At 47.8% G+C, this 2,947-nt stretch carries 3 protein-coding genes and 1 tRNA gene; 2 read left to right on the top strand and 2 right to left on the bottom strand.

What is annotated here, in order from left to right; translation table 11 throughout:
• Nucleotides 1-732: creatininase family protein (locus F6K20_RS32140; RefSeq protein WP_287297472.1), on the top strand; the 732-nt coding region annotated here is incomplete at its 5' end.
• On the opposite strand, the gene F6K20_RS32135 is transcribed toward F6K20_RS32140, so the two are convergent.
• Nucleotides 705-881, bottom strand: coding sequence for a hypothetical protein (locus F6K20_RS32135; protein WP_287297470.1), 177 nt, complete (start codon nt 879-881; stop codon nt 705-707). The two genes, F6K20_RS32140 and F6K20_RS32135, sit on opposite strands and share 28 nt — an antisense overlap.
• Nucleotides 882-981: 100 nt before the next feature.
• Nucleotides 982-1,062, bottom strand: a tRNA-Leu gene (locus tag F6K20_RS32130).
• Between the two features lie 333 nt (nt 1,063-1,395).
• Here F6K20_RS32130 and accC point away from each other — a divergent pair.
• The gene (gene accC / locus F6K20_RS32125; RefSeq protein ID WP_287266203.1) at nt 1,396-2,742 is read left to right on the top strand and encodes an acetyl-CoA carboxylase biotin carboxylase subunit; all 1,347 of its coding nucleotides are present in this window, start codon (nt 1,396-1,398) and stop codon (nt 2,740-2,742) included.
• Nucleotides 2,743-2,947: the final 205 nt, after the last annotated feature.

The raw sequence follows: 2,947 nt of genomic DNA, 5'->3' as shown, positions 1-2,947 counted from the left end.
AATGTTGTGATTATTCAGCCGGTCGCTTCCATTGAGCAGCATGGCCCCCATTTACCGCTGATTGTAGATGCGGCGATTGGGGTGGGAGTCTTGGGCAAAGCCTTAGGCTGCTTAGACCCAGAAATCCCGGCTTATGCCTTACCTCCCCTTTATTACGGCAAATCCAATGAGCATTGGCATTTTCCTGGCACCATTACCCTTAGTGCTCAAACCTTACTAGCGGTGCTGATGGAAATGGCTGATAGTATCTATCGGTGTGGGTTTCGGAAGTTAGTACTGATGAATTCCCATGGCGGACAACCCCAAGTGATGGAAATTGCAGCACGGGATATTCACCACAAGCATGAAGATTTTATGGTATTTCCCTTGTTTACCTGGGGCGTGCCTAACATGGCCAAGGAATTAGCTACCCAGAAAGAATTAGAATTAGGGATTCATGGGGGGGATTTAGAAACTAGTCTCATGCTCTGTCTACTCCCCGGTCAAGTGAAAATGGATCGGGCAGTAAAGGAATATCCCCAGGGATTGCCCGAAGATAGTCTATTGAGTATGGAAGGAAATTTGTCCTTTGCTTGGCTGACCAAGGGGCTGACTCAGAGTGGAGTACTCGGGGATGCCACAGCAGCAAGTGAGGAAAAAGGCGATCGCTTATTAGCCTCTCTTTGTGATGGTTGGGTAAACGTGATTCGCGATATCTATCGGTTTCAGCAGCCTGATGTTACGAAGAGGTGATGGTTTAGGGAATCGGGAATCGGGAATCGGGAATCGGAAGTGTGGGGAGGGTGGGAAGTGTGGGAAGTGTGGGGAGAAGGGGAAGTAAGAAGAGTGTGGGAATAGGCAAGAGGCAACAGGCAACAGGCAAGGGTGCGCCCTTGTGCCATAGTGCTGTATCGCTTTTATGATCATGTTTTCATCTATTTTTCTTCTGCCCTGAGCCGAAGCTCCCCGTTGGGAAGTTGCCCACAACTTCAGGCTGATCAATGCGGATGGCGAGACTCGAACTCGCATGGCTTTCGCCACACGCCCCTCAAGCGTGCGTGTCTACCATTCCACCACATCCGCGATTTGCTAACCGTTTCTTAGGATAACATACAACAGTACGGAGCTGCAAAGCCTGGATCATAAAATTACTGTCAAAATTGCTGTGAAACTTAAATTGACGGGTAAACCCAATTTAGGCATGATAGCACTAGGCATTAGGGATTAAGACAAAAAAAACCCTTAATAGTTTATAAACCATGTTGCGCCCCATCCTCCCCACACTTACTATATTTCCCAACCCTCCCCACACCGACCTTTCTCCCCACCCTCCCCACACTTCCCACACTTCCCACACTTCCCCATCAATCCTAGTTTTACATCTCAACTAAAAACCCTATATAGCCAAGCTATTTTATGAAATTTTCAAAGATATTAATTGCCAATCGTGGGGAAATTGCCTTACGGATTATCCGAACCTGTGAGGAGATGGGGATTCCCACCGTTGCAGTTCACTCGACCATTGACCAACATGCTCTTAATGTCCAACTGGCAGATGAAGCGGTTTGTATCGGGGATCCTCCCAGCAGCAAAAGTTATTTAAATATACCCAATATTATTTCTGCTGCCCTCACTCGCAACGCCACTGCCATTCATCCAGGCTATGGTTTCCTATCAGAAAATGCCCGTTTTGCTGAAATCTGTGCTGATCATCAGATTTCTTTCATCGGTCCTACCCCAGAAGCAATCCGAGCCATGGGGGATAAATCTACGGCCAAAGAAACTATGCAACGAGCGGGTGTGCCCACAGTACCTGGAAGTGATGGATTAGTCAGCTCTGAGCAAGAAGCTTATGCGATCGCACGTCAAATTGGCTATCCTGTCATGATTAAAGCCACTGCTGGTGGTGGAGGAAGGGGTATGCGCCTGGTACAGGATGACAGCCAATTGATTAAACTCTTCCAAGCCGCTCAAGGGGAAGCCCAAGCCGCCTTTGGTAATGGCGGGGTATATATTGAAAAATTTATTCAACGCCCTCGCCATATCGAGATTCAAATTTTAGCTGATAGTCACGGCAACGCAATCCACTTGGGTGAGCGAGACTGCTCGATCCAACGGCGTCACCAAAAGCTACTGGAAGAAGCCCCTAGCCCAGTGCTTGACCCAGAATTGCGGGAAAAAATGGGTAATGCTGCGGTAATGGCCGCTAAGTCCATCAATTACGTCGGAGTTGGTACAGTAGAGTTTCTCTTAGATGCCTCTGGTGAATTCTACTTTATGGAAATGAACACCCGAATTCAGGTAGAACACCCAGTCACCGAGATGATCACCGGTCTAGACTTGATCGCCGAACAAATTAAAATTGCTGAAGGGGATAAACTAAGCCTGACCCAAGACCAAGTTACTCTCAAAGGTCACGCCATCGAATGTCGGATCAATGCCGAAGATCCAGACCACGGTTTCCGTCCCCAACCAGGACGAATTAGTGCTTACCTACCACCAGGAGGACCAGGGGTGCGCATGGATTCCCATGTTTACCCCGATTACGAAATTCCCCCCTATTACGACTCTCTGATTGGGAAATTAATCGTTTGGGGTCCCACCCGTGATGCGGCCATTCAGCGCATGAAACGAGCCTTAAGGGAGTGTGCCATTACCGGAGTCACCACCACCCTCACTTTCCATCAAAAAATCCTAGAGACACCAGCTTTTATTGAGGGTCAGGTCTATACCAATTTTGTCGAGAAGGAGATGATGACCTGAACAGCAGAAGGCAGAAGGCAGAGGGCAGAAGTAGGAAGAAAGACAAAAGTAAGTCCTTGGTAATTAGCGATAGCGCTACGCGCACGCTACGCGAACGCATCTTAGTTTTACTTTTTTCTGTTAATACACATCTTGTCTATCTTGTCAATGGGTAAGTCCTCATAGCAGAACTTTTCTTCAATTCCCCTCCCATAACCGTAAAGTA

Origin of the sequence: Moorena sp. SIO2C4 (assembly GCF_010672485.1) — a bacterium.
Taxonomy (GTDB): Bacteria; Cyanobacteriota; Cyanobacteriia; order Cyanobacteriales; family Coleofasciculaceae; genus Moorena; species Moorena producens.
This window is presented reverse-complemented; position numbering and strand designations above follow the sequence as displayed.

Bases quoted from the DNA above. Each gene is read 5' to 3' on its own strand.
- F6K20_RS32135 (WP_287297470.1), bottom strand. From the start codon at position 881: ATGGCACAAGGGCGCACCCTTGCCTGTTGCCTGTTGCCTCTTGCCTAT.
- accC (WP_287266203.1), top strand. From the start codon at position 1,396: ATGAAATTTTCAAAGATATTAATTGCCAATCGTGGGGAAATTGCCTTA.